Source organism: Acinetobacter sedimenti (assembly GCF_022601685.1).
GTDB lineage: Bacteria > Pseudomonadota > Gammaproteobacteria > Pseudomonadales > Moraxellaceae > Acinetobacter > Acinetobacter sedimenti.
This window is the reverse complement of the sequence record NZ_JAKUML010000017.1, coordinates 26,545-53,267: the sequence shown is the minus strand read 5'-3', so window position 1 is coordinate 53,267 and position 26,723 is coordinate 26,545. Positions and strand designations below refer to the sequence as shown.

Sequence of the window (26,723 nt, the reverse complement as noted above, 5' to 3'; positions counted from 1 at the left end):
GCGGGATGGAGCAGTCTGGTAGCTCGTCGGGCTCATAACCCGAAGGTCGTTGGTTCAAATCCAGCTCCCGCTACCAAGTTTCTGAAGAGAGGCTCACAATGAAAGGTGGGCCTTTTTGCACAGTAACTTTTGAAAAGCGATGTATATTGAAGTACGAAGATCAGTGAAGTTTGATGATCGTACTATGTAAAAGGGGGCAAATGCGCCCTTTTTTGTTGGCTATAGTGACTGATTTTGATTGTGTAATGATTGTGGTGTGTGCCATCAATCGGTCAAATTTGTATGCTTCACTATTAGCGCCTATTAGCCTTAGATTTCTATGACGAGTTTCGATGAAATTATCCAATAAAACGCAAACCTTGTACGATATGATTGCACCTGCTGTGTCTGCGTGTGATGTCGAGTTGTGGGGACTAGAGTTCCTCCCGCAAGGAAAGCGTTCGTTATTAAGAATTTATATAGACAAGCCTGTAGATCCAAATGCACCTCCAGAAGAGTCGCAGAGTGTTGATGAAAGCGCCCTCGATGAAAATGGTGAGCCTGATCAAGGTCGTGGGATTGGTGTGCAAGATTGTGTCAACGTCACCCATCAAGTTGGTGCGCTACTCGATGTGCATGACCCGATTTCTGGGGAATACAGTTTAGAAGTATCTTCACCGGGTTGGGATCGCCCATTTTTTAGTTTGTCGCAGATGCAAGACTATATCGGGCAGCAGGTGGCGCTCCGTTTGATCACAGCAGTGGACAATCGTCGTAAGTTTCAAGCCAAATTGGTTGCTGTGGATGTCGAAGCAGAAACCATTCAGGTTGAAGTGGAAAAGGCACAGGTGTTAGACATAGATGGTCATAACATTGATAAAGCCAATTTGGTTTTTCAGGATTAATGGATTTTTTTGAAATTAGAAAGGTGACTTATGAGCCGTGAGATTCTTACCGTAGTAGAAACGGTTAGTAATGAAAAAGGTGTTGGTCGTGAAGCGATTTTCCAAGCATTAGAACAAGCGCTTGTGGCTGCAACTAAAAAGAAATTCTATGAACATACGACCTCATCAGAAGCGCGTCTACGTGTAGAGATTGATCGTAAAACTGGCGAATATCGTACCTTCCGTCAATGGGAAGTCGTGGCTGATGAAGATCATGAAATGCCTGCTTGCCAAGATGCGATCTCTGATGTTGATCCTGCGGAGTGGTCGATCGGTGATATTCGTGAGCTTGAAGTTGAGTCGATTGAGTTTGGTCGTATTGCAGCACAGATTGCGAAACAAGTCATTGTACAAAAGATCCGTGAAGCTGAGCGTGCATTGGTTGCTGATGCGTATGAAGATAAGCTTGGTGAATTGATCTACGGTGAAATTAAAAAGCAAACCAAAGACGGTTTTATTATTGATCTTGGTGATGGTGCAGAAGCGTATTTGGCAAAAGAAGAGTCTATTCCAAAAGAGATGCTTCGTCCAAAACAACGTATCAATGCGATTTTGTTCAATGTCAATCGTGAAGGTCGTGGTGCACAGTTGCAATTGTCACGTGCTCGCCCAGAGATGCTGATTGCATTGATGACGAAAGAAGTACCTGAGATTGCAGAAGAAATTATCGAGATCAAAGCAGCTGCACGTCAACCGGGTGTGCGCGCCAAGATTTCTGTAAAAACTAACGATCATCGTATTGATCCAGTGGGTGCATGTATTGGTATGCGTGGTACACGTATTCAAGCGGTACAACAAGAGCTCAATGGTGAGCGTATCGATGTGGTGGTGTGGTCTGACGATCCTGCACAGTATATTGCCAGCGCACTTGAGCCTGCAGATGTATCAGGAATCGTACTTGATGAAGATACGTTGAGCGCAGATATTATTTTTGCTACCAATGAACAGCTTGCTCGTGCAATTGGTTCACAAGGTCAAAACGTGCGTCTTGCGTCTGAATTGACGGGTTATAAGCTCAACATGATGCTTGAAGATGAGTATCGTGAGCGTCAAAGCTCTGAGAATGAACAGTATTTGAATATGTTCGTTGAGCGTTTGGATATTGATGCAGACTTGGCTGAAGCATTGGTGGAAATGGGCTTTACTTCACTTGAAGAAGTTGCATATGTCCCTGCGGAAACTTTTGAAGAAATTGGCTTGGATGAAGAAACCGTAGGTGTGCTACAAGAGCGTGCAAAAGAAGCGACCTTAGCGGATGTGCTTCGTGAGCAACAAAATATGCAACACGCCACTGAAGAATTATTGGCAATGGAAGGGATGACACCTGAAGTTGCGCAAGCACTTGCACAAAAAGGCATTTGCACAGTAGATGATCTAGCAGATCAAGCCATTGACGATATTATCGATATCGACGGTTTAGATACTGAGCAAGCTGGTCAGCTGATCATGAAAGCCCGTGAATCGTGGTTTAACTAAGGAGGAGGTCATATATGACGGACAAGACGATACAAGAGTTAGCGAAAAGCGTAGATAGTCCAGTTGAAAAGCTCCTTGAACAAGTTCGAGCTGCTGGTTTACCGCAACGCAAAGCCGATGATGTGATTAGCTCAGATGATCAGGAAAAGCTTGCTCAATTTAATAATGCCTCTGGAAAGTTGGGCGCAGGTAAAATTACCCTAAAGCGTAAAACGACCGGTACAGCAAATCTTGCCGACTCATCTGGTCGCACCAAGAAGATCAATGTTGAAGTGCGTAAAAAGCAAACTTTTGTCAAACCTGATCCTGCTCAACTTGCTGCTGATGCAGAAGCAAAGGTAAAAGCTGAAGCTGAACAAAAAGCACAAGTGGATGCGAAAGCGAAACAAGTTGCGACTGAAAAAGCACAAAGTCAAAAGCAAGCCGAAGTTGCGGAAAATAAAGCCAAAGCAACCTTAGATGCGATGCGTGCAAATCATGGTACAGAAGCTAAAGCTGAAAAGCCAAAAGCAGCAGTTGTTGTAAAGAAAAAGTCTACGAAAGTTGAGAAACCAACTGAAACTGAAGCTGAAAAAAAAGCACGTGAAGCGCAGGCTGCTCAGTTGAAAGCGACTGAAGAAGCTACTCGTCGTAAAGCGGCTGAAGAAGCACAGCAACGTACCCTTGAGCAAATGCGTAAAATGGCAACAAAGTATGAAGGCAGTAGTACGCCTTCGATTAAAGTTGTTGATGATACACCATTGGCTGCAGGTTTAGTTGGTCAGGCTTATGAAGATTCTTTTGAACAAGAAGATCGTGAGATCAAACGTGGTGGCAACACTGGTGGTCGTGGTCAGAAAAAAGGCGGTCGCCACAATCAGGAAGAGCAAAACTTCAATCGCTCAAGTCATAAGCGTGGTTTAAAAACCAGTCAAGGCAATAAGCATGGTTTTGAAAAACCTGTGAAAAAGCAAGTTTATGATGTTGAAATCGGTTCAACCATCGTAGTTGGCGATCTTGCACAGAAAATGGCGATTAAAGTCCGTGAAGTCATCAAAACCTTGATGAAAATGGGCGAGCTAGTTACCCAAAACCAAGCCATTGACCAAGATACAGCGGTACTTGTGGTTGAGGAAATGGGTCACAATCCTGTACTTGTTTCTGATACAGCAGCCGAAGATAACTTGCTTGAACAAGCTGAGCAAAAACGTGGTGAGCTTTCAACTCGTCCGCCAGTGGTGACCATCATGGGTCACGTCGATCACGGTAAGACTTCTTTGCTGGATCGTATTCGTCGTTCAAAAGTAGCTTCTGGTGAAGCAGGTGGGATTACCCAGCACATCGGTGCATATCATGTGGAAACTGAGAAAGGGATTATTACTTTCCTAGATACCCCAGGACACGCAGCGTTTACCTCAATGCGTTCACGTGGTGCCAAAGCGACTGATATCGTGATTCTCGTGGTTGCAGCCGATGATGGTGTGATGCCACAAACTGCCGAAGCCATTGACCATGCGCGTGCTGCAGGTACGCCGATTATCGTCGCAATTAACAAGATGGATAAAGAATCAGCCGATCCTGATCGTGTCTTGAATGAATTGACTGCCAAAGAAATCGTGCCTGAGCAATGGGGCGGTGATGTCCCAGTAGCTAAAGTGTCTGCACATACAGGTGACGGCATTGATGAGTTGCTAGATTTGATCTTGATTCAATCAGAATTGATGGAACTTCAAGCGTCAAGCGAAGGTGCTGCTCAAGGTGTAGTGATCGAAGCACGTGTGGACAAAGGTCGTGGTGCAGTGACATCGATCTTGGTACAAAACGGTACATTGAATATCGGTGACTTGGTGCTTGCAGGTTCATCTTATGGACGTGTACGTGCCATGACGGATGAAAATGGTAACCGTATCAAGTCGGCAGGTCCTTCGATTCCAGTGGAAATTTTGGGTCTACCAGAAGCGCCAATGGCGGGTGACGAAGTCCTTGTCGTTAATGATGAGAAGAAAGCACGTGAAGTGGCTGATGCACGTTCTGACCGTGAACGTCAAAAGCGTATCGACCGTCAAAGCGCAATGCGTCTTGAAAACCTCATGGCGTCTATGGGTAAACAAGATGTCCCAACCGTCAATGTGGTGATGCGTGCTGATGTACGTGGTTCACTTGAAGCGTTGAGTGTGGCATTGACTGAGCTTTCAACTGATGAAGTACAAGTACGCATTATCAGCTCAGGTGTTGGTGCAATCACTGAGTCTGACGTGATCTTGGCAGAATCTTCTGAAGCGGTATTACTTGGCTTTAATGTGCGTGCCGATACAGCAGCACGTCAGCGTTCTGATCAAGATGGCGTGGATATTCGTTACTACAGCATCATTTATGAATTGATCGATGATGTCAAAGATGCCATGAGTGGTAAATTGGCACCTGAACATCGTGAAACGATTCTTGGTGTGGCGCAAGTCCGTGAAGTGTTCCGTTCAAGTAAGTTCGGTGCAGCAGCAGGCTGTATGGTCATGGAAGGTGTGATTCACCGTAACAAGCCAATTCGTGTATTACGTGACGATGTGGTGGTGTTCCAAGGTGAATTGGAATCATTACGTCGCTACAAAGACGTGGTAGAAGAAGTGCGTGCAGGTATGGAATGTGGTCTAGCGGTTAAAGGCTATAAAGACATTCAAGAACTGGACAAAATCGAAGTCTACGACGTACAAACGATTAAACGGAGTCTTTAATGTCAGGTCAACGCTTAAAGCGGATGGCGGATACGGTTCAGCGAGAACTCTCTGAACTGATTCGCTTGGAACTCAAAGATCCGCGTTTAGGTGGTTTAGTCACGATCTCTGCGGTCAAGGTCAGTCCTGATCTTGGCTATGCAGATGTCTATGTGACGGTGATGGGACGTGAACTTGAAGATGACCAATCTGAAGATGCACACAAAGACAGCCTAGATGTATTAAACAAAGCATCAGGCTTCTTGCGTCAAGAGTTGAGTCGTCGGATCAAGACACGTATCACGCCACGCCTGCGTTTTCATTATGACAAGACCAATGCCTACGGCAACTATATGTTTGGTTTGATTGAAAAAGCAGTGCAAGACTTGCCGCCTAAAACTGATCAAAACGATGATGAGTAATTCAGCGCATTATCCAAGATGATTTTAAAAAACCAGACAACATGTCTGGTTTTTTTCGTGAATACTTTTGAACAATAAAGACAATCAAATAACATCAATTTGATTAAAATCTACTGGATCAAATGGATATTCTTGACCATTAAATGAAATGCGAAAGCTTTCGTTGTGTACCGATTTGTTCGGTTTACACCCTGATTCTTTATGCGCTTCGTTATGGGTATAGCGTTGTTTAAAGATTAAGTCTTGCAGACCGTGACTGACTTTTTTATCCAAAATTAACAGGCTATTGATCTCTGCACCCCAAGTCGCTTGATTAGACGGACATTCACCTTTTGCATAAAAAGTTTCACGCATCGGCAGACCTTGTAATACAAAGCGCATGGTATGGTTTGGTTTCAAATGCATAAGGTCGATATATTCGCTGGTTGAATTAAAACCATCAAAGTCCTCCCAGCTATGACGAATCCCAATAACATGTTGTCCTGCTAGCGTTGAGAAGTGTGCTTTATCAAAGAATATGGTTTCTCGTTCTTCGACTCGAGAGTTAAGATGTTTCGGGCGAAGCGTCTGAGCAATAATTTTATTATTCTGAATGTTGATTAATCGCACACGCAGATCATAAGCCGTGGTTTCAAAGCTATCATCATGTACAGCTTGGCTTGTGGCAAGTAAGACATGCGTGTTATCAATCACGATACAATCTGACTCACCACCCAAAAACTCTTGATGAAAGGTTTCTACTTTATTCAGCTGTGCCATTGTTGCTTCGCTACAGCTTTTATAGAATGATGGTTGTTGAGTGGCGGTTGGCTCACTTGGTGCATTAGCATAATTGTGCGCTGAAAAAGTCAGTAAGCTGAAATACAAAGCGGTGATTCGTGTTTTCTTGAGCATGGCTTTTATCTATATGAATGCTTTTCCTTCAAAATAGGTGCAATGCGATACATCTGTCAATAGTTGTTAATCTTCACGATGGTTTTGAGTCTGACTGTCAGTGCGATATTCGGCACGAAACAAGGCAGAGCGTTGACGTTGCCACGGCAATGGACGGTTAATCGCTTCGGGCACATCACCACTACGAGAGCGCAAATTGAGATGGATAGCGGCTTGTGCCAAGAGATTTGCAGATACAGGCGCAGTCACAAAAGCAAATAAGGTCAATAGAATTTCAGGAAAGCCAAAGCGTCCATGAAATGCTGCATAAATCATCCCTGCGATCAAAAAGCTCCCTAAGCCCAAAGTGCTGGCTTTAGTTGGTGCGTGCAAACGCATAAAGAGATCGGGTAGGCGCACCATACCAATCCCACCAACTAAGACAAAAAATGAGCCGATGATTAAAAAGATCGAGATCAAGATTTCCATTATTAACATTAGAATATGCTCCTCAATCAATCACATGACCAGTGGTAAAGTAACGTGCTAAAGCGGCAGTCGATACAAAGCCGAACATTGCAACGAGTAGTGCAGATTCAAATAAATCCGTCGTTGTCCAATACACACCAAGTACCACGATCAAACAAGTCGCATTCAAAAATAAAGTATCCAGTGCGAGCAGTCGATCTACTACGGATGGTCCAATGATCAGGCGAACAATACACAATAATGTCGAGATGGTGATGGCAATGATGCTAAACATCAGCACATAAGGTAAAAAGATCATCACTCTGCCTCCCGTGGTTGTGCATGGAAGATTTGAATTAAAGGCTGTTCGTAACGTGCTTTGATTTCTGCAATATCTGCTTCGGTATCTAAACTACTTAAACTATGTACGAGAATATCTCCTCGTTCCAAATCAATACCCGCAGACACCGTGCCTGGTGTGGTGGTAATGATCATTGCCAGTAAAGTATTCACGTGATCGTGATTACTGTCGAGTGGCACACGATACCATGCAGGATGGAGCTGATGTGAAGGCCCAAGTACCAGTTTTGCGACTTTAAAATTACTGATGATAATGTCGTATAGCACCACAAAAAATAATTTGAGTGCAGTCATCCAATCAAGCTGTGGCGTACGTGTGATAAAAGCTTGCATGATTTTTGGAATCAAGACAGCCAAAATCAACGCCAAGATTAAATTGCCTAGACTTGCGCTATGACTCAGCATTAACCATGCAATAAAGACCAAGAAAGATACCAAAGGATGTGGAAATATCCGATTGATGAATGTTGCAGGGACAAGCTGATCGGTCAGCTGTTCCTGTGGCTTAGGATTGGCAGAACCATTGGTATTGTGATTTGCAGGAATTTGATCTGTCATCGCTTACTCCACTGGTACCAGTTTGGCATCGTCATCGGGCAAGGCAGGCGTGTCTGATGAAACTTCTTGTGGTATTTTGAGCTCAGCAGGAATATGTTCACCCGCCAAAGTTTTCGAAGAAATCACAAATGGAATATATTTTTCATAAGGATCTTCAATGGTATCTTCACGGTATTTCACATGCGGAAGATAGTATGGATTGTAAGGCTGAACACTAATCACATCACCGCGATTGGTATTTTTCAAAAGTACAGCTTGATAGAGTTGTTTATTTTGCAGTTGCTCCGCCGCCGCATAGGTATATTGGTAAACGGGCTGTGCCAATAAAGCATAGGCGGTTAAGCCGACAAGTAGCCCATAGATCACATAGTTTAAGCGTGGGCTAGCATGATCAGGAAGCTTCTTATAAGCTTGGAATGCTTCATGCTCTGGATTTTGCTCAGGTGTGGTCGCTCGCCAAAAAATCACGTAGCCTGCACGGACGAATGCCAAGATGCTCAATAAACTCACCACTAGCACTACCAAGATAATCCAAACTTTTTGTGGATGATACAGCGTGCCTTGCATTAAAAAAACTTTACCAATAAAACCACTAAATGGCGGCAAGCCAGCCATCATCAATGCAACCAGCAAAAACAGCAAGCCGAGTAATTTGTGCTGTTTCATTTCAGGTGCAGTCTTTAAGTGATCTTTGTGCGCACCACGTTGTAGGCTAATCCACTCTCCAAGTAAGTAGAATGTAGCTGCGATAATGGTACTGTGCACCAAATAATATAGACCCGCAGCCCATGCTTGTAGGCTAAATAAAGATACAGCGATTAAGATCGTACCGATCGACGATAAAATCATAAACCCGATAAAGCGACGTAGGCGCTCCGCTGCGATTGCACCGAATACACCATATAGACTGGTCAATACACCGATGATGAGTAACCAATTTTCTAGTAAATATTGCCCTTGCGGATCGCTAAATACCGTACCGTTGACCCGCAAAATAGCGTAAATCCCGACTTTGGTCATTAATGCAAAAATCGCTGCGACTGGAGTGGCTGCCACAGCATAGGTTTTTGGTAGCCAAAAACCCACAGGCAACATCGCCGCTTTGATACCAAATACCACGAATAACAACATTGCCCCTGCCATCGCAAGTTGGTGCTGATCGCTTTCTAAATGTGGGAATAATCTCGCCACATCCGCCATATTCAGACTACCGACACTGCCATAGATCAACCCAAGACCGATCAAGAACATTGCTGAAGCAAGTAAGTTGATAATGACGTAGTGCAAACCGAGTTTAAATCGTGCCTTATTGTGATGATGCAAAAGCAATACGTATGAAGCGAGGAGCAATACTTCAAAGAAGACAAATAAGTTAAATAAATCCCCTGTCAGGAATGCACCACTCACACCCATCAACAAGAAATGGAACATCGCATGGAAGTACCGCCCACGCTGATCCCACTCTGCACTGGCAAACCATAGCACTGGTACAGCGATGATATAGGTCAGGAGTACCATCATCGCCGATAGACGATCAACGACTAAAGCAATACCAAATGGCGCAGACCATTCACTGAGGAAGTATGCTTTAATCTGTCCAGTATTGGCAAAGTCCACCATTGCAATGGCGAGGAGCAATCCAACAAGTGCTGAGCCTAGACTGATCGCATGACGAATCGGTTGACGAGGGTCAGTCTTTAATGAGCCTGAACCTGGGTTGCCAAGTAGAACTAATGCAAAACCTGTAAATGCAGGCACAAGAATCGAAAGAATTGGAAAATGTTGTTGCCAAAAATCCACAAAAAAACTCATCAAGGCTCATCCTCACGTGGATCGTAGGTAATTTCTGCTTCATCTTTAGAGTCCACATGATCATTACCTGATTCATAACGACTACGTAGGGCGAGCTGTACCACAAAAGCTGTCGTGGCGAAGCCAATCACAATCGCCGTCAATACCAATGCCTGAGGTAGTGGATCGGTGACTTTAATCGCATCTGTCAAAATCGCAGGCGCATTGAATTCAAGACGTCCCATGCTAAATAAAAAGATATTCACCGCATAACCAATCATGGCGAGCCCAAGTACCACAGGAAAAGTACGCCGACGAAGCAGTAGATAAATCCCTGTTGCTGTCACGAGCCCTACACCTGAGGCAACTAAAAATTCCATACTGATCATGATTGATCTCCTGAGGGTATAGGTCCTGACATGGTAGAGTGTCGAGAGTCACCAAGTACCGAGATAAGCAACATCGTCGCACCGACCACAGTGATATAGACACCCACATCGAATGCGGCAGCTGATGCAAGATGTAACTTTCCAATGAATGGTGGATCGACATAGATGTGTGCACTGGTCAAGAAGGGTCTACTCCAAGCCCAAGCAGCAACACCTGTTGCTCCTGCAATCACCAATCCCGCACCAATCCATTTTTCATACAATCGTCCTGAGTTGACTTTCAAGATGTGCTCAGTGCGATCTTGACCATATGCCATATACTGGATCACAAGCGCGATCGACGTCACCAAGCCTGCAATGAATCCGCCACCCGGTAAGTTGTGCCCACGCAAGAAAATATACAAGCTCACCACCAATGCCAACGGCATGACCCATGACATCGCCATACGCATCATCAGCGGTGAAGGGTTGAAGCGATAGCTCAAGCCTTCGGTCATCGTTGTGCCGTGCGTACGCATACCATCCATCAGACAAAGCGCACCGATCGCAGCAATACCCAAGACGGTAATTTCACCGAAGGTATCAAAGCCACGGAAATCAACCAAAATCACATTGACAATATTCGAGCCACCACCGAGAGGAATCGACTGTTGTTGGAAGAACCATGAAATTGATTGATGATCACGTGTCAGCACCAACCATGTCAGCCAGCCTAGACCCAAACCACCGACGATCGCTAAAACCCCATCACGCCAGCGTTGGCTACGTGTCGATTCATAAGGTGTGAGCTGTGGTAATAAAGACAAGCTCATCAGCAATAACACCGTAGTGACAATATCAACAGTGATCTGTGTTAGTGCCAAATCAGGAGCAGACAATGCCACAAAGGTAATGCTCACCACTAAGCCGATACCGCCACTAATTAACACAGCTTTGATGCGTTCATGATGGAACCACAACATCATCAAACAAGCCGTAATGAGCAGTAACCAAAATACAATGGCAGCAGTCGGTGCGTGGCTTAGCTCTCGTGTGCCTTGCGATAAGTCATAACCAAATAGCGGAATAACCACCATCAACATGCTAAAGCACAGGATTACGAATAAATATTTTTGCAATGAACCTGTTTCGGTATTTTTTTTCACAAAACGGCTAAATAAAAAGAGGCGTTTTAAAAAGGCATCAAATAAATATAAACCACGAAACTTACCGAGTGGTAGATCGAGGTCGATCTGACGGATGCGACCATTTTTTGTCAATTTAAAATAGAACAACACACCACCAACTAAGGCGATGATACTCATCACTAGCGGTACATTAAAACCATGCCAAAGAGCGAGATGTACATGCTCAAAATCATGATGTTGCACAGTCGCTGTCGTGACTTGATTGATGATACTTTGCACCGTTAGCGCAGGAACAATACCGACGATGATACATAGAATCGCTAATAAGGTAACTGGAGCGAGCATTCCTTTGACAGGTTCGTGAATGTCTTGAGAGGGTAAAGGCTTACCATACTGCGCGTCGAAAAATACCCCATGCACAAAGCGTACTGAATACGCCACAGCAAAGATTCCTGCTAAAGTCGCCAAGACCACCATAATGCTCAGCCAAACGCCTGAATGATTAGCAACTAGCTCGGTAAAGAACATTTCTTTAGACAAAAAACCGTTAGTCAGTGGTACACCTGCCATCGCCGCACAAGTGATCATTGCCAACGTGCCTGTGATTGGGAGGAATTGCCACACACCGCTGAGCTTACGTAGGTCACGTGTACCTGTTTCATGGTCGATAATCCCTGCGATCATAAACAGCGCCGCTTTGAAGGTGGCATGATTAATAATATGGAAAATCGCAGCGGCAATGGAAAGTGGTGAGCCGATACCCAATAGACAGACAATCAGTCCCAAATGACTAATGGTCGAGTAAGCGAGCAAACCTTTTAAATCTTCTTTAAAAATTGCTAAAAATGCACCAATACATAAGGTGAGCAAACCAACTGCGGTGACAATACCGTGATAGATACTTGCCCCAACGAAGATCGGCGACAAACGTGCCAATAAGAAAATCCCTGCTTTAACCATTGTTGCTGAGTGCAAATATGCTGAAACAGGTGTCGGTGCCGCCATCGCATTCGGCAACCAAAAGTGAAATGGGAACTGCGCACTTTTGGTAAATGCACCCATTAACACTAAAAATAAAATAGGTAAAAAATATGGACTATTTTGAATAATATCGGCACGTTCAAATAACTGGTCGATTTGGTATGTCCCTGCAACCTGACCAATCAGGATAAAGCCCCCGAGCATACACAGACCACCCATGCCTGTGATGGTCAGTGCCATACGAGCACCACGTTGTGCTGCGGCATAGCGCTGCCAATAACCGACTAATAAGAACGATGAAATACTGGTGAGTTCCCAAAAGATCAGCAAAATAATTAAATTATTTGATAATGAAATGCCTAACATCGCCGCCATAAACAGCATCAGTAGGCTATATAGCTTAGCCAGCGAATTTTTTTTACTTAAATAATAATAGGCATAAATAAAAATCAGTGTGCCGATCCCCGAGATCAACATGCTAAACATCAAACTCAGCGCATCGAGTCGCAGATCAATATTGATCCCTACGCTTGGTAGCCAATCCATGACATAGCGGACAGCACCGCCATTTTGTACATCAGGTAGATATTGCGCTAATAGAATAAAACACAGAAAGCTCAGTGCGCTTGCACCGATCGCAGTCGCTTGGCGTGACAGTTTATCTAAGCCCCAGACCATGGTTGTGCCGAGTAATAAGGGCAAAAGAATAATCAAAAACAGCACAATCGCATCCCATGAATAGTGTTGTGTTTGCGCATCCAAAATACAGTAAACACAAGATAAAGTATCAAAAACCAAGCAAAAAAGATTGTATTGCGCAATCTTAAATTCAATCAGTTGAGCAAGCTATTGCCCTGAACTGAAACCATGCAATCTGCATGAAAAATATCATTTTATTATAGCATGAACTGTGTCACAAGACTTGATAACAGAAACACTATCAATCCTTTTCTGTGTGGAAATATATCCGAATTGATTTGTGGTTTTGGGGCGTTTTATTAGAGAGGGTAGATGTGTAATGAATCGTTTTACTGATTTATAACCTGTAAAAGCTGTTCCATGTCTTTGATACGTTTGATTTGTTGCCACAGCTCAGTTGCTTCGGGATAGGCTTTTGTCATCATGCCCAGCCATTGTTTATAGCGCCCGATCAAGCCGATTTCAGTCTTGTAGTGTCCATTGAGAAAGGCGACTTGCAAGGTGAGTAAGTCTTGCCAACTCATGCGCTGTGAGTCATCCGACTGACGAACACAATTGACCAAATCAGGTGTAGTCACTGCGCCACGACCGATCATCAAATCTTGACATTGTGATTGCGCTTGGCAGGCTTTGGCATCGGCAACTGTCCAAATTTCACCATTGGCGATGATCGGCATGTCTACGGCGTCTTGAATCGGTGCAATCTTTTCCCAATAGGCGGGTGGCGTGTAGCCATCGGCTTTGGTGCGGGCGTGAATGGTCAGCCAGCTTGCCCCTGCATCTTGAATGGCAAGCGCATTATCCAAACTATGTGCTTCATCGAGATAGCCAAGACGCATCTTGGCTGATACTGGAATATGCTTTGGCACAGCATCACGCACGGCTTTGACGATATCGAACAGCGTATCGGTTTCATCGAGTAGTACCGCACCGCCACGATGACGATTCACGGTTTTTGCGGGACAACCAAAATTTAGGTCGATCACAGGTGCGCCAAGTGCCACGGCTTTTTCAGCATTGGCGGCGAGCATTTCGATGTTATTGCCCAAAAACTGCACATGTACAGGTGTGCCGTGAATGGTGTTGCCGTTATTTTGCAGTTCAGGGCAATATTGGTAGTAGATATGATCAGGCAGGACGCTATCGGTGACACGAATAAACTCGGTTACACACCAATCATATTGTCCGACTTGAGTCAGAATCTGGCGCATTAATGGGTCGGTCAGACCTTCCATCGGGGCAAGTACCAATTTCACCGCTGGCTACTCATCGTTCGCTACTCTTAGTTTGATTGCACATCGTAAAAATTCAAAGGTGCTTATACGGATTTTTTAGGGGGATGTCTAGCTTAGCTATTTAAAGTAGCTAAGTTTTTAATCAATAAATAGAGTTAAGTTAAAAAGTCAGGTTTAATAAAACTAACATCATCGTTCTTCATGGCTTTGTAGTTGTTTGTTAAATCAGACCAAGGTAATATTTCATAAATGAATAACCAATATTGATCAAAGTCATTAACTTTCAATGATTTGGCTAATTTTTTGTATTCTACTAAGTATATTTTTTTGTTGTACTTTTTATCGTATAAATAGGAAATCATTAAAAAAATGCAATCTAAAGAATCCAATGAATTTTGTTTGATTTTAACGTGTTGCTCCATTTTAAAGTCGTATTTTAATGCCCAGTATAGTGCGTAAGAACATGCCTCATAGATATTTTTAGATATGCCATATGAATAAATGTCATCGGCAATCTTTTTGATAGTATCAGCACTGATGTTATGAGGTTCAAAAACGCTTTTTTCTAAAACGGTAACTAAATAAGGGAAAAGTAGAACTAAGTGATGTATTTGTTTTAGATAATAATTTTGTGCATTTTCACCTAAATGTTTGTTAGATAGTATTCTTATTGCATAATTTAAAACAGCTGAGTCTGAGTTTTCTTTCAGCATTAACTCTATAACAAAGTCGAGAAATCCTTTCAATTCTTTCGTTCTAATAGCCCACTTATCTTTGTATTTATAAGTATTTACAAAGTTAAAGTGATTGAGTTTGGTTACCCAGTTTTTTACACTTGCTTGCGGTAACGGCGTAATTTTAGATTTTTTACAATTTAAGGAGAGTTCATATTTTTTGAGTTCTGCTGATAGACAAATAAAGAATTGATCGGCTTGTTCATGTGATTCGACATAACAAGTGTAATCATCAATATTTCTAACGTATTTAAACCCTTTTTTAGTTAGTTCATGGTCTACTGCAACGAGAATAATTTCTGAAATAAGATTTGATGAATGTGGTCCAATTAAGACACCATTTGTTTCGCCATGCTTTAAATTACGTGTATAAAAATCTAACTGATTAAACCATTCGGATTTAATTTTTTGCTTTTGTTTTGCAGTTTCTTTTCCCACTAAAGCCCATGCTATAGCATGGCTATAAATACTAGGGAAACAGGTTGAAATGTCTGCTATCGCAACAAATTTGCTTTTAATTATAATATCTTGTTCGGGATCGCCATCTTTTGAGTGGTTTTTATAGTTCATTTCAAATAGTTCGGGCTTTTTTAAAGTTTTTCTTATATGGATTCTACTGATTTTATAATCATCATCTGTGGTTTTATTACGGAAATGATCTTTGATAGTGCTCCAATTTTGAGAAAGACATTTGATCTGATCTAAATATGCAAATGGTTCTGGTACCGCCATTGATCTTGGAATATTGATATTCCGCATACTGGAGTACCGAATATAATCTTTGGGCTTGCTGTCCAATACAGGATTATTTGTATGGCAGTATTGTAAAAAGGCTGTGCTGCACAGAAAGTTAGGGATCTTTTCGGCAAAAAGACCATATCCAACTAATCCATCGTGTAGTTCTAATTCAGAAATATCATCAAGATATTCAATATAAGTTTTCATTTTTTAAATTAGCCTTGAAGAAAAATTGGTTTAATTCTCAGGGTTTATAGATTGATCTTGTAGGCTTTGCAAAAGTTGCTGTTGCATACTTGGCGCTAAATTATGAATCAACGCCATTAACTGCGCAAAATCAAGCGGTTCGATACTTTGAGATTCCGCTACTTCTACATCATTTTCATTCGGTAACTTTTCAGCCAATTCATTATTTTCATTTTCAATATTTGAATTCTGCGCTTGGAGCGATTGATAGACCTGCGCCAAACGCTGTTGATGCGCTGACAAATCCAAACGATGCGCCTGTGCATATTTCAGTTCAAAACATTCCACATCAGACTGAAACTCGACCATATCCGAATGCGTCGCCGTCGCAATAAATTGAACCCGAGGAAAGGCACGATGTAGTCGCTGTAAAATCTGCTGACGATGCGTCAGATCAAGATGCGCATCAATATCGTCAATCAAGACAATGCCATCACCCTCAAGACACGGAAATAGGCTGTTCGGATTCAAAATACATAGGCGCCGTACAATATCGCCGACCAGCGCACAGCAGGTTTTCTCGGTCTGCGACAGTTGTAGAAATGGCATGATTTGTCCTTGATATTTCACCATCAGACGCAGTTTCGGCTGATATTCAATGAAAATATCTTCAATCTCAGGCATCACCGTATGTATCGCACTGCGCAAACTGTTCAGACAGCGTTGTGGCGCAAGACGATAGGCATGTTCGATCTGAGAAAATAATTCATCGAATTGCACTTGATCGGCGAGCCGAGTTTGTGGATCGAGATATTGCCGAAGCAGTTGTGCGGATTGCGCATTTTCCAAGTCATGTACTTCACGTACCCACTCAAAAAACTTATTAAAAGTAGTAAAGCTCAGACTGACTTGATCATAGGCTTGATGGATTGGCGTCAGCGCAGACTGGGTATTTTTAATATTGAGATTGACCTCATGGACAAAGCGCTCACTCGGATAATAGGCGAGACATGGCAAAGAAAAGTAAGGATCGCTCTCCATCAATTTTTGATATTGTGGAATCAGCGCATCCAAGCCGTTAGTATCAGCTCGGCTTAGTGCAATACTGCTCGGCGTACTGCGGATTTTTTTAATCGTCCAATGACATTGTGGTCGTATTGATGGTGATTTTGCAGAGGATTGTTCAGCGGAATTTTCAGAAGGCTTTTCTTGAGGATTGTCTTGTTGAACTTGTGAATCATCAGGCTTTGGCAACAGCTCGGCAGGATATTCAATAGTGATTTGAATCTGTGCTTGGAGCGCATCGGTTTGGATGTCGCTATCTGGCATGATTGCGCCTGCACTGCGCAAGTCTTTGTAGCGTGCAGGAAGCCAGCTGAGCCCGTGGAAAATTTGTTTAAGTAAATTGCTTTTGCCTGCATTTTGATTGGCGAGGAATAGGCTGATCGGCAGTTTGGATTGTCCAGATTGCAAGCGCACCGCAAGATGATCAAATTGATTGATGTGTTGCAACTGCACAGCGATCAGACGCATAGCTTAACCCTCAATTTTTATGATTTTAAAAGCAAGTTTTGCGGGATTACGCCGATTTTTTCAGTTCATAATTACGCTTTAATTGCTGTAATAAATCATAAATATGGTGAATATTTAAGCTCAGTTTAGCACGAGTGCAAGCAACGTACAGCAGGCGCAATTCTTCAGGTGTGATTTTGTAGTCCAGCTGACTGAGTTTAAATTGATAATCATCTTCGAGATGGACACGATTCCATTCCAAGCCTTTGGCTTTGTGTGCTGTAGAAATCACATAATCCGCTTGCTCGATCGGCGTAATTTTGGCGAGGGCATTTTTTAGTGGCGAAGTGCCATGTTCATCAACTAATTTCACCAAAGGTTTAATGTCACTGCCGTCATTGGTTTCGCAGTATTCATGCACATCATGCCATGAATTAAACCATGCGAGTTCAGGAACATCAGTGACACGCTTGCCTTGTTTGAGCGCCGTTGCAGCATCAATAAATCGTGACAGTCGGGCATGATCAGCTTGCAGACTGACTTTATCGCCTTTGAGCAATCCACTCAGTAGTAATTCCATCGCTCGGGCGTTGGTACGGCATAAGATTGCATCTCGCATTTTGGTATGCGGTTTATTCACCACTTTGGAGGAAATCTCAGAAAAGCCGTGTAAAGGCACAGTTTCTTTCAGCGCATGCAGTAAATAATTTGCCACTTCAGCAATCTCTTCACCAAAACGGAATGATGTGGTCAGACGATTTTCAGGTAAAGGAAGTTGTTGCATGGCATTGACTGCACCACGCCATGCGTAGATTTGTTGATGGGCATCGCCGACGTAGATCACTTGGGCATTTTTTTGTTTGAGCAAAATTCCGAGCATTAACGGATCGGCATCTTGCGCTTCATCAAATAGGATATAGTCACTCGGAATATTTGGCTCAGACAACGCCCACAGTTTTAAATAGACATCATGCCCGATACCTGCTTGATGCTGTGGGTGAATCGAATCGAGCCAACGCCGTTCCAGTGCAGGGTAGAGCGACTTTTGCAGATTCTCCGCATCATCAGGATGCAACCATTCAGGCACAGGAATATGTCGTGGCGCAGGATATTGCGCATTGGTCGAACAGAAGCCACTGACACCATTTGCCACCAAGTTCGCCAAGCGGTTGGGCATCATCAGATACGGCTCATAACGACTACCCATCAGACGACGTACATTGATCGGTTGCAGTTGATATTCTGTGGCAAGATAGCTTGGGCTTAAACGAGGTAGACGTAATTTGTCGGTGATGTTGCGAGGCACGCTACGATACGCCAAAGAGTGAAAAGTTCGACAATCGACATTTTGCTGAAATTTCTGCTGAGCATGGGTGGCAATAGCTTTGTTAAACGCCAAATACAAGCCACGACGTTCAGGCATGGCTTGGCTGATCATCTCTAGTGTGGTGGTTTTACCCGTACCCGCGTAGGCGAGGATCTTAAACGAATTGCCGACGCGTGCGGTATCAATGGCAAGGGCTTGTTCTTTGGTGGCGTACATAGACTGTAATTAGGTTATGACAGTATTTAAGACTGTGTACGGTTGGCTTTTTCAACCAAACCCGATAAACCCTGTCGACGTGCCAATTCTTCAATAATGATATTTGGATCAATATCAAAATAGCCAAGCATGACGATACTATGGAACCATAAATCGGCAGTTTCATAGATCAAATCATTTTTATTTTCTTCAGTTGCACTGGCGTCATAATCTTTGGCAGCGATAATGGTTTCGACACTTTCTTCACCGACTTTTTCCAAGATTTTGTTGATGCCTTTTTCGTACAGATTCGCCACATAAGAACGATCGGCATTGGCTGATTTACGCTCACGCATGAGCGCACCAAGATAGGCTAAGACATCGCTTTGCTCACCATAAGTTGCTAATTCGAATTCATGGCTTTCATTGGCTTTCGCTTCAGTTGCTTTGCTTTCACCATTCTGATTGTAAATTTCATTCGGGTCTTTGAGCTGTGCATCAACGATTTCCCAACCGCTTGGTGTGAGCTTGCGATAGAAACATGACTCACGACCTGTATGGCAAGCAATACCGCCGTGTTGTTCGACTTGCAGGGTAATCACATCGGCATCGCAGTCGAGGCGAATTTCATAGACCGTTTGGAAATGTCCAGACTCTTCGCCTTTGTGCCATAGTTTTTGACGTGAGCGAGAGTAGTAGACCGCTTGATTTTTCTCAGCGGTCAATGCCAAAGATTCACGGTTCATCCAAGCCACCATAAGGATACGACCAGTTTGATGATGTTGTGCAATCGCAGGAATTAATCCATTTTGATCAAATTTGACTTCATCTAACCAGTTCGACATCGTATTTTCCTTTGGCATCAAGAGCGTGATAAAGCAGTGCGTTCTTTGATCAGAATATTGCAGTGCTTAAAAAATCAGAATGGCAAGTATTATAGACGCTGAAACTGTACAATGGGCAATTAAATGTTTTACTCCTGATCTTTCCGTCTTATCTGATGAATCTAGCTGTATCTATGCTCTGAATTTTATTGGCTTTTTCACTTTATGTCCGATCAATCCTTCTCCGAAACGACACCCATCAAACCACAGCTGACAGCATCAACATTGTGGTTGATGGCGATGATCTGCGGACTGTGCGCAGGGGGTAATTACTTTAGTCAACCCTTATTGCACTCGATACAAACCCATTTCCAAGTCGATGCGGCGATGGCACAGCTCACCGTAACTTGTGCGCAAGTGTCTTATGCAGTGGGATTATTATTTCTTGTGCCTTTGGGTGATTTGTTAAAACGTCAATATTTGATCCCTGTACTGATGATTTTAACGGCGATCGGCTTAATGATCAGTGCGTTTGCGCAGAATATTTATATGTTGTGGTTAGGGACGATCATGACTGGCTTGTTTAGTGTGGTGACGCAAGTATTGATCCCTTTAGCAACGGCATTGGTTGAGCCCAAGAAGCTCGGTCAAGTGGTCGGTTTCTTGATGAGTGGTTTGCTTATTGGGATTTTATTTGCGACGACGATTGCAGGCTTGTTCTCACAATTATTTGCATGGAATACGGTGTATTGGGTGACTGCCATCGTGCTATTGATGCTGATGGCATTGTTACAACCTCGACTGCCAAAACTTCCGACCTTGAATCTAAATTATTTCGGCTTATTTCGTAGCATGTTCGATCTGATGCGCGCTGAAAAGCGATTGTTAATTCGTTCAGGAATTGGCGCTTTGGCATTTGGTTCGATGAGTGTTTTATTTTCCACGATGGCACTACTCATGGCAAAGCCACCATTTTATCTGAGTGATTTTCAGATTGGTTTGATCGGGCTGTCGGGTATTGTCGGTGCTGTGTTTGCGCAGTACGCAGGGAAATTAGCAGACCGTGGTTTTGCACGACAGCTGACCATTATCGGCTTTATTGGTATGTTGCTCAGTTGGACGACGCTGTACTTTGCGCATTGGTATATCATCGCATGCGTGATGGGTTTCTGTTTGGCGATGCTATCGAATAATATGCTTCATGTCACCAATATGAATATCGTGTACCAACTGCGTGATGATGCTAAATCAAGAATTAACTCAGTCTATATGACAATATATTTCATTGGCGCTGCATCGGGCTCATCACTGGGAACGGTGGCGTGGAACTATGGCGGTTGGACGATGGCGTGCGTGGTGGGGTTGATTTTGGCATTGCTCAGTGGAGTATTGTGTTTGGTCGATATGCCGAATATGAAGAAATCGCAATAAACCGTATTGAAAAGCTCTGTCTTAAAAAGATCTGCTTGAATTGGTGACTTTGGAAAATTACATCAATCGGCTATACTATGCGCCCTCATATTTCAAACCGCTCATAAGCCATAAATATGGATGCTTTAGATTCGCAACCTACTAAGGTCACTTCACCTGCTATAGTTTATCCTCGTATTTCTGTTGCCCCGATGATGGATTGGACGACACGAGATTATCGTTATTTCGCACGTCTGTTTAATCCAAATATTGTGCTCTATACCGAAATGGTCACGACAGGGGCGATCATTCACGGTGATGCTTCACGCCACCTCGACTTTAGCAATCAAGAGCATCCGATCGTCCTGCAACTGGGTGGTTCAAATCCGTACGATTTGGCGACTTGTAGCAAGATGGCTGAGGATTGGGGCTACGATGAGGTCAATCTCAATGTGGGTTGTCCAAGTGATCGCGTACAGAATAATAAAATCGGCGCATGTCTGATGGCAGAGCCAAACCTAGTCGCAGAATGTATTTATGCCATGCAAAAGGCGGTCACGATCCCAGTGACGGTGAAGCATCGTATCGGTATTGATGAGATGCAGTCCTATGAAGAGATGTTGCACTTCGTCGATACAGTAGCGCAGACAGGTTGTACGCACTTTGTGGTACATGCACGGATTGCGATCTTGCAAGGCTTATCACCCAAAGAAAATCGTGAAGTGCCGCCACTTCGTTATGGGGATGTCTATCGTTTAAAAAGAGAGCGCCCACATTTGACCATTGAGATTAATGGTGGTATTAAAACGCTTGAAGAAACTAAAGCACATCTTGAACATGTTGATGGCGTGATGATTGGTCGAGAGGCTTATCACAATCCGTATCTCTTGGCAGAGTTGGGTGAGTTGTGGCAACTGGACGCGCCAAATCGTTTTGAAATCATGGCACAGATGATGCCGTACTTTGAGCAACGTCTTGCACAAGGCGCACCGATGTCAGTGTTAACACGGCATATTTTAGGCTTATTTCAGCATCTTGCAGGTGCACGTAAGTGGCGACAGGCTTTAAGTGGTGGTAATGCAAAAAGCATTGCAGATATTGAAAGTGCCATCAAAAGGATGCGTCAGTATTCAGAGCAAACGGCATAAATTTCTAAAATTTAGATTTGTCAGCGTAGTCATTATTTAGATGTAATCTGCGCAGGGTCGGTCGCCACTTTTTTACCGACTTTGCGCCACGGATTTTTCTTCATACCGTATTCTTCCATCTGATCTAAGCCCCACCATAATGCAGGGATCAATCTGGTTTTGATCAAAGGCAAGCGTGTCACATCAAGACCTGCCCACGGTAAAAATGGATTACGACGTGCAAACGCCCATAGCTCGATACGCATCGAAGGGCGTGCGCTCAATCCACGTGCGTGGAAGCCATAAGTATCTGCAATGACTAAAGTGTTGGCGGAAACAGCAAATTTTTTCGGAGCGCCATAGCCCAAATCCACAAGTTCACTTTCTTGGATACGAAATGAACCACGCTGTGACATACGATCACTGTTTTGGATATTGAACGCACGTTCACGCTCCCAAGCCAATCGCTTGTCATTGAGCAGATGCGAACCCGGTACATAGACAAAAGGGCCTTCATCTTCTACCACATCAGTGAAAAATAACCACGCTTTCATACTTGGGTGAAAGGTGTCGCTATGCAGCGCTGTTTGCGGATCAGGGCGGGATTTCCGTACCTGTGAAATGATCACTTGCACATAGTACAACGGCTGTAGTTTAAAGCTTGCAACATAGTGAATCAGATGTTGCCAATAGCTAGACTCAAGGAGTTTTTTGGTCTGAGGTAAGTTCGGTAAAGTGCGAAAATCGAGCGCCATACGCCTTGTCACGGTGTCACCTTGCAGGGTTTCACGTGTGGGCAATGGGGTTTCAGTGAGTTCTTTTTTTAAGGATTGAAACTCTGCATCAGGCAAGAAGTTCTCTTTGAGAATAAAGCCATTTTGCTGATATTGCGCAATATCTTCTACGCTGAGAAATTGTGCCAATTTCTCACGGCGAGCTTGGGCGAGGGCAAAGGCTTGTTTGACTCGGAACTCATGTAAACCCAAATCATTGAGTGTTTGATTGCCTAAAATCGGGTGATCGACAAAAGAGCTTGAGGTGGAAAGCGTAGAAGCAAGCCACCACGGAAATTTCTTCGGGTCAGATTTGGCAATATGTTTGAGCTCATGCAGGGCTTGCTGAGTTTGCGTGCTTTGCCAAAATTTCTGAACTTTTTTAAGCTTATTTATCATAGATGATCTTTTTTGATGTGCGTATTATGAGCGTGCTAAGCCAGCTTCAAGCACAGTCTTTTCTAAGTATGCAAATAAGTCGTCTGCGATTGATGTACCGAATTGATCATCAATCTCACGGATACAAGTCGGACTGGTGACGTTGATCTCCGTCACATAGTCGCCAATCACATCTAGCCCGACAAAGACCAAGCCTTTTTCACGTAGGAATGGTCCGACTTTTTCAGCGATTTTACGGTCATTCTCTGTGAGTGGTCGAGCTTCACCACGTCCGCCAGCGGCAAGGTTGCCTCGTGTTTCGCCATTTTGTGGAATACGTGCGAGGCAGTATGGCACAGGCTCGCCGTTGATCATCAGAATACGTTTATCGCCATCAACGATTTCTGGAATATAGCGCTGTGACATGATGGGTAGCTTGCCATTTTCGGTGAGCATTTCCAAAGTTGAGCCAATATTTGCACCGTCAGCAGTCAGACGGAAAATGCCCATACCGCCCATGCCATCTAATGGCTTGACGATCACGTCTTGATGGATTTTGAGAAATTCACGTATTAACGACTGCTGTGAAGTCACCAAAGTTGGCACTTGTAACTCTGGAAATTGTGTCGCAAATAATTTTTCATTGCAGTCACGTAGCGATTGAGGCTTGTTAATAATCCAAGCACCTTCACGTTCTGCTTGCTCAAGAATGTAAGTCGTGTAGACAAAATTCATGTCAAAAGGTGGATCTTTACGCATCAAGATCACGTCGAAGTCAGCCAAAGACTGTGCAGACTTTTCACCGAGTTCATAGTAATGGTTGTAATCTTCGAAGACTTGAAGCGGTGCAATTAAGCCAAACGCTTTGCCGTGATCAATATATAAGTCGTGTTGTAGCGCATAGCTGAGCGCATGCCCACGACGAGTTGCAGCCCAAAGCATTGCCATGGTGGAATCTTTTTTTAGATTGACTTGTTCAATAGGATCCATGACTACCAGTACACGCATGATTTTTAACTCAATCTATTTGTCTTTGGGCGTACAGTATAGTCAAAAAATAAGGCACTGAGTATTGCAAATTGAAATACGCAGTGCCCATTATTGTCAATTTTTGTGAAATAGAATTGACGAGAATAAAGTTTTGCTAAGTAATCTTATTTAGTCATTCTTAGGCTTGGATTTACCCTGAACAGTTTCTTCAATTTGTTCAAAGTCGGTGTGGCGAACATCTAAACCTTTCACCATATAGATCACTTGTTCAGAAATGTTTCGTGCATGATCGCCGATACGTTCGAGAGAACGGAGTACCCACATCACGTTGATGACACGGCTGATATGGCGGGGATCTTCGATCATATAAGTCATGAGCGCACGCATCGCAGAAGAATACTCACGGTCAATATCTGCATCGGCACGCATGACATGTAGTGCGGCTTCTGCATCAAGGCGAGCAAAAGCATCTAAGGCTTCACGAATCATGATGCGCACTTGATTGCCGATATGACGTGTTTCCATATAGCCACGTGGTGATTCACCATCTTCTGAAAGGGCTTGGGCGATACGTGCAATTTTCGCTGCTTCATCGCCGATACGTTCAAGGTCGGTATTGGCTTTACTCATCGCCAAGACCATACGTAAGTCACTGGCAGCAGGATGGCGACGTGCCAAGATTAGCGTCAAGGCTTCATCAATATCACGTTCGTGTTGATTGACGTTGTTATCAGCCTCTTGCACCTTCACAGCCAAATCAAGATTGGTATCTAGCAAGGCATGGATTGCATTGGCAACCTGTTGTTCAACCAGTCCGCCCATCGCCATAAACTTTGCGTTGACGTCCTCGAGGTTTTCGTTGAATTGTGAAGAGATATGATGACTAAACACAGAAGTAGATGGTTCCAAGGTGAGCACTCCTAAAAATTGTAAACTTTTTAGCCAGTATTAAATAGCGCTTTTATGAAATATTTATGACAAAAGGTGATGTGGCTACAAATTTTATCTGTTTGAAACAGCATCACCTTGATTTGAAATAGTGTTTATTTTTATTTCAGCCATTGGTTAAAGTCGATTAAGTCTTGTTCGCTCAGCTGTCCTGCTTGTGCCTTAAGCTGTAAGGCACTCAGAATATAATCATACTGTGCATTGACATAATCGTGCTGTGCAGAAAAAGCATTGCGCTGTGCAAGTAAGACGTCAACCATCGTTTTGATACCTTCACGGTAGCTTGCAGAAGACGCATCGGCGACTTGCTGTGCGGACTTTAATGCACTGTGATAAGCATTCAACTGGCTGTAGGCACTACTGACCTGTAAGAATGACCGCTTAATTTCTGTTTGGATTTGGCGGCGTGTTGTATCGACATCTGCGAGTGCGGTATTGGCTTCGATTTGTGATTTTTTAATTAAGGCATTGCGTGTACCTGTGTAAGGCGTCCAGTTTAGCTCAATACCAATCTTATCTGTGCGACCAGTACTGCTAATAATGGTTTCAGGGCTTTGCTTATTCCAACCTGTACTTGCAACAGCTTCGACTTGTGGAAAATAATCCGCTTTTTCCACATTGACTTTTTGCTCTGCGACTTTGTGTGCAAGACGGCTTTGCGTGAGATTAAGATTATTCCGCTCTGCCATGTCAAGCCAAGCATTGAGATCATTTGGAATCGGGTTTTGATATTGAAATCCTGCATCCAAACGTGCCAAAGGTGTTTCAATATCACCGACCAATTGTTCAAGCTCTTCTAATGCAAGCTGATATTGAATGTCACTGGCCACCTTTTTGGCGATCGCACTTTGATGCTGTGCCTCTGCTTCGCTGACATCGATCTTGGCAACTAAGCCTTCGCGGTACTGCGCACGAATCATTTCGGCTTGTTTGGCAAGACTGTTGACTTCTTGTTGATTGACCTCGACGAGGCGTGTTTGGCGGAGCACATTAAAATATTTTTCAGCGACATTCAACATCAAATCTTGTTGTTGTGATAACAGCTTGACCTCAGCAAGTTGTGTTGAGATTTTGACTTGTTTATAAGTTTGCCAAACATCCCAACGGAACAAAGGTTGGCGGATACTGAGTCCGACTTGTCGAGTGGTCGATTCATCATTATAAAAGTTAAAGCTTGGTGTCACCGTCCCTGCACCAGTACCACCTGTAGTTGAATTGCTTGAATCATCCAAATCTTGATATTGCTTATAAATAGATGCGTTGACGCCAACAGTCGGTAGAGCTGCTGCTTTGGCGATACCGAGATTCTGCTGTTCGATTTGAAAGCGTAATTGATCCGCTTGCCACGTTGCATCATGTGAAAGCGCACGTTGATACGACTGCACAAGATCAATCGCCCATGTCACATTGCAGAGTGAAACACCTAGAGCGAGCGTACATACTTTTTTCATCGTAGCTCGTTTCATCACGGTTCGTTGAGTCGCAGTTTGCTTAATCACGGTTCGTATAGTCGCAATTCGGTTAATCATAGTGTGTCGAGCGAATCCATTTTCTTGGCTTTATCGGTTTCCTAAAATGCTGACAACAGACCC

Annotated in this window: 22 protein-coding genes; 6 read left to right on the top strand and 16 right to left on the bottom strand. The window is 43.5% G+C overall.

The window, feature by feature from the left end; all coding sequences use genetic code 11:
* Positions 1-332 precede the first annotated feature (332 nt).
* From rimP to MKI79_RS10215, 4 genes are read left to right on the top strand one after another with little or no spacing between them, the layout of a single operon-like run.
* Positions 333-884: a ribosome maturation factor RimP gene (gene rimP, locus MKI79_RS10230; protein ID WP_241573018.1), complete on the top strand. Its 552-nt coding sequence runs from the start codon at positions 333-335 to the stop codon at positions 882-884.
* A 30-nt stretch (positions 885-914) separates the two neighbouring features.
* Positions 915-2,399, top strand: a complete 1,485-nt coding sequence (nusA, locus tag MKI79_RS10225; protein ID WP_241573017.1) for a transcription termination factor NusA — start codon at positions 915-917, stop codon at positions 2,397-2,399.
* Between the two features lie 14 nt (positions 2,400-2,413).
* Positions 2,414-5,107 (top strand): translation initiation factor IF-2, encoded by a 2,694-nt coding sequence (gene infB, locus MKI79_RS10220; protein ID WP_241573014.1) that lies wholly within the window; start codon positions 2,414-2,416, stop codon positions 5,105-5,107.
* Entirely contained in the window at positions 5,107-5,508 is a 402-nt protein-coding gene (locus MKI79_RS10215; protein WP_241573012.1) for a ribosome-binding factor A, read from the top strand. The genes infB and MKI79_RS10215 overlap by 1 nt, the downstream gene beginning before the upstream one ends.
* A gap of 84 nt (positions 5,509-5,592) precedes the next feature.
* Here MKI79_RS10215 and MKI79_RS10210 read toward each other — a convergent pair whose 3' ends face one another.
* The 12 genes from MKI79_RS10210 to hisIE form a co-directional block, all read right to left on the bottom strand.
* On the bottom strand, positions 5,593-6,402 hold the full coding sequence (locus tag MKI79_RS10210; protein ID WP_241573009.1) for a hypothetical protein: 810 nt from the start codon (positions 6,400-6,402) through the stop codon (positions 5,593-5,595).
* A 66-nt stretch (positions 6,403-6,468) separates the two neighbouring features.
* Positions 6,469-6,879 carry a Na+/H+ antiporter subunit G gene (locus tag MKI79_RS10205; protein ID WP_241573006.1) on the bottom strand — a complete coding sequence of 137 codons (411 nt, stop codon included), beginning with the start codon at positions 6,877-6,879 and terminating at the stop codon, positions 6,469-6,471.
* 13 nt (positions 6,880-6,892) lie between these two features.
* A complete protein-coding gene (locus tag MKI79_RS10200; protein WP_241573039.1) occupies positions 6,893-7,168 on the bottom strand; it encodes a monovalent cation/H+ antiporter subunit F in 276 nt (91 codons plus the stop codon).
* Entirely contained in the window at positions 7,168-7,767 is a 600-nt protein-coding gene (locus MKI79_RS10195; protein WP_241572994.1) for a Na+/H+ antiporter subunit E, read from the bottom strand. The genes MKI79_RS10200 and MKI79_RS10195 overlap by 1 nt, the downstream gene beginning before the upstream one ends.
* A 3-nt stretch (positions 7,768-7,770) precedes the next feature.
* Positions 7,771-9,579, bottom strand: coding sequence for a monovalent cation/H+ antiporter subunit D (locus tag MKI79_RS10190; RefSeq protein WP_241572992.1), 1,809 nt, complete (start codon positions 9,577-9,579; stop codon positions 7,771-7,773).
* Positions 9,579-9,947, bottom strand: coding sequence for a Na+/H+ antiporter subunit C (locus MKI79_RS10185; RefSeq protein ID WP_241572989.1), 369 nt, complete (start codon positions 9,945-9,947; stop codon positions 9,579-9,581). The genes MKI79_RS10190 and MKI79_RS10185 overlap by 1 nt, the downstream gene beginning before the upstream one ends.
* Positions 9,944-12,778: a monovalent cation/H+ antiporter subunit A gene (locus tag MKI79_RS10180; RefSeq protein WP_274619080.1), complete on the bottom strand. Its 2,835-nt coding sequence runs from the start codon at positions 12,776-12,778 to the stop codon at positions 9,944-9,946. The genes MKI79_RS10185 and MKI79_RS10180 overlap by 4 nt, the downstream gene beginning before the upstream one ends.
* Before the next feature lie 305 nt (positions 12,779-13,083).
* Complete coding sequence (locus MKI79_RS10175; protein WP_241572987.1) at positions 13,084-14,010, bottom strand: tRNA dihydrouridine synthase; 927 nt, start codon at positions 14,008-14,010, stop codon at positions 13,084-13,086.
* 134 nt (positions 14,011-14,144) lie between these two features.
* Complete coding sequence (locus MKI79_RS10170) at positions 14,145-15,668, bottom strand: RNA-directed DNA polymerase (RefSeq protein WP_241572976.1); 1,524 nt, start codon at positions 15,666-15,668, stop codon at positions 14,145-14,147.
* A 30-nt stretch (positions 15,669-15,698) separates the two neighbouring features.
* A complete protein-coding gene (locus MKI79_RS10165) occupies positions 15,699-17,180 on the bottom strand; it encodes an AAA family ATPase (protein WP_241572974.1) in 1,482 nt (493 codons plus the stop codon).
* A gap of 46 nt (positions 17,181-17,226) precedes the next feature.
* A complete protein-coding gene (locus MKI79_RS10160) occupies positions 17,227-18,702 on the bottom strand; it encodes a UvrD-helicase domain-containing protein (RefSeq protein WP_241572968.1) in 1,476 nt (491 codons plus the stop codon).
* 26 nt (positions 18,703-18,728) lie between these two features.
* Positions 18,729-19,526, bottom strand: a complete 798-nt coding sequence (gene hisIE / locus MKI79_RS10155) for a bifunctional phosphoribosyl-AMP cyclohydrolase/phosphoribosyl-ATP diphosphatase HisIE (protein ID WP_241572967.1) — start codon at positions 19,524-19,526, stop codon at positions 18,729-18,731.
* A 204-nt stretch (positions 19,527-19,730) separates the two neighbouring features.
* On the opposite strand from hisIE, the gene MKI79_RS10150 reads away from it, so the two are divergent.
* Together MKI79_RS10150 and dusA are read left to right on the top strand one after the other, a co-directional pair.
* Positions 19,731-20,936, top strand: coding sequence for an MFS transporter (locus MKI79_RS10150; RefSeq protein WP_241572966.1), 1,206 nt, complete (start codon positions 19,731-19,733; stop codon positions 20,934-20,936).
* A 116-nt stretch (positions 20,937-21,052) separates the two neighbouring features.
* A complete protein-coding gene (dusA, locus tag MKI79_RS10145; protein WP_241572965.1) occupies positions 21,053-22,063 on the top strand; it encodes a tRNA dihydrouridine(20/20a) synthase DusA in 1,011 nt (336 codons plus the stop codon).
* A 32-nt stretch (positions 22,064-22,095) separates the two neighbouring features.
* Here dusA and MKI79_RS10140 read toward each other — a convergent pair whose 3' ends face one another.
* From MKI79_RS10140 to MKI79_RS10125, 4 genes are all read right to left on the bottom strand, one after another.
* The gene (locus MKI79_RS10140; protein ID WP_241572964.1) at positions 22,096-23,214 is read right to left on the bottom strand and encodes a phytanoyl-CoA dioxygenase family protein; all 1,119 of its coding nucleotides are present in this window, start codon (positions 23,212-23,214) and stop codon (positions 22,096-22,098) included.
* Between the two features lie 24 nt (positions 23,215-23,238).
* Positions 23,239-24,201 (bottom strand): glutathione synthase, encoded by a 963-nt coding sequence (gene gshB, locus MKI79_RS10135; RefSeq protein ID WP_241572962.1) that lies wholly within the window; start codon positions 24,199-24,201, stop codon positions 23,239-23,241.
* 150 nt (positions 24,202-24,351) lie between these two features.
* The gene (gene phoU, locus MKI79_RS10130) at positions 24,352-25,092 is read right to left on the bottom strand and encodes a phosphate signaling complex protein PhoU (protein ID WP_241572958.1); all 741 of its coding nucleotides are present in this window, start codon (positions 25,090-25,092) and stop codon (positions 24,352-24,354) included.
* Between the two features lie 140 nt (positions 25,093-25,232).
* Positions 25,233-26,660, bottom strand: a complete 1,428-nt coding sequence (locus MKI79_RS10125) for a TolC family outer membrane protein (RefSeq protein WP_241572956.1) — start codon at positions 26,658-26,660, stop codon at positions 25,233-25,235.
* Between the last annotated feature and the right edge of the window lie 63 nt (positions 26,661-26,723).